The following is a 1,652-nucleotide window of genomic DNA, read 5'->3' on the forward strand; positions in this document are numbered from 1 at the left end:
TTGAGTATTTTTTACAAAAGACACCGGCCGTCTGAACATTTCAGACGGCCTCAATGTTTGGAGTTTCAGATATAATGGCGGCAATTTTGAAATTATTAAATGAAGGATAAGTGATGAACCGTTTGTATCCCCACCCGATTATCGCCCGTGAGGGCTGGCCGATTATCGGCGGCGGTTTGGCTTTGAGCCTGCTGGTGTCGATGTGTTGCGGCTGGTGGTCTTTGCCGTTTTGGGTGTTTACCGTATTTGCTTTGCAGTTTTTCCGCGACCCTGCGCGTGAGATTCCGCAAAATCCTGAAGCAGTGTTGAGTCCGGTTGACGGCCGTATCGTGGTGGTCGAGCGCGCACGCGATCCGTATCGTGATGTCGATGCTTTGAAAATCAGTATTTTTATGAACGTGTTCAACGTGCATTCGCAAAAATCGCCTGCTGATTGTACGGTAACGAAAGTGGTCTATAACAAAGGCAAATTCGTGAATGCGGATTTGGACAAAGCCAGCACGGAAAATGAACGTAATGCGGTGTTGGCGACTACGGCTTCTGGTCGTGAAATTACTTTTGTTCAAGTGGCCGGTTTGGTGGCGCGCCGTATTTTGTGCTACACCCAAGCAGGTGCGAAACTGTCTCGCGGCGAACGTTATGGCTTTATCCGCTTTGGCTCGCGCGTGGATATGTATCTGCCTGTCGATGCGCAGGCGCAAGTGGCGATTGGTGATAAAGTTACCGGCGTCAGCACTGTATTGGCGCGTTTGCCGCTGACTGCGCCGCAAACTGAATCTGAGCCTAAAGCCGCAGCTCAACAAGCTGCGCCAGCTCCACAAGCGACTCCGGCTGAAACAGTGGCAAGCCAATCTACCGAACAGCAGCAAATCGAAGCAGCAGCGGCTAAAATTCAAGCGGCTGTGCAAGATGTGTTGAAAGATTAATAGTCAGTTTTAAATGATTGGTTAAAACAAGAAAAAAGGTTTTCAGACGGCCGTCTGAAAACCTTTTTTGTTTGCCTATCCGATTTTAAAACTTCACATTTACGCCACCGGTAAAGCTGCGGCCCATTTGCGGCGTATCAGAGAGGAAGCTGCTGTGGGCGTAAACGGATTGGTTGAGCAGGTTGTCGGCTTTGACGTACCAATTCCACTCGCCATAGCGCGTATTGCGGCGGTAGTTTGCGCCGAGGTTGAGCATATGGTGTCCGGGTGTGCGTGTTTCGTAGCGGGCGAGTTTGTTTTGATTGAACACGCGGTAGTAGTCCAAATTGGCATCGATACGGTCGGTCAGCGAGGCTTTCAGGTGGAAGCCGAGGCGCGCAGCCGGAACGCGAGGGGCGTTTTGGTCGTCCTGTGCGATGAAAGGACGGTTACCGTAAGCATCTTCCCTGCCGGGTAGGGAAGGCAGGTTTTTCAGACGGCCTCGTACATAGTCGCCGGAAACGCCGATGCGGTAGCGCGGTGTCGGTTTGAAGTAGATTTCGCCTTCCGCGCCGTAGAAGTCGGCGCCGGATTGGTTGTAGCGCACGAGTTTCATTTCGCTGTCGTCTTCGATGGATTTGGGGCCGCGTCCGTCGTTTAAGGTTTGGGCGTAAATGTAGTTGCCGAAGCGGTTGCGGTAGAGCGCCAGATTGTATTGCCAGCGGTCGCCTTCGTAGCCCAGCGCGA

The 1,652-nt window shown here is 52.2% G+C and carries 1 protein-coding gene and 1 pseudogene; one reads left to right on the plus strand and one right to left on the minus strand.

What is annotated here, in order from left to right; genetic code table 11:
- The first annotated feature begins 113 nt into the window (after positions 1-113).
- On the plus strand, positions 114-926 hold the full coding sequence (locus tag ACTHUE_RS18170) for a phosphatidylserine decarboxylase (RefSeq protein WP_004519279.1): 813 nt from the start codon (positions 114-116) through the stop codon (positions 924-926).
- An 85-nt stretch (positions 927-1,011) separates the two neighbouring features.
- Here ACTHUE_RS18170 and znuD read toward each other — a convergent pair.
- Positions 1,012-1,652: pseudogene (znuD, locus tag ACTHUE_RS18175) on the minus strand (TonB-dependent zinc receptor ZnuD); the annotation flags it as partial.

The organism is Neisseria sp. P0021.S005 (genome assembly GCF_051956955.1).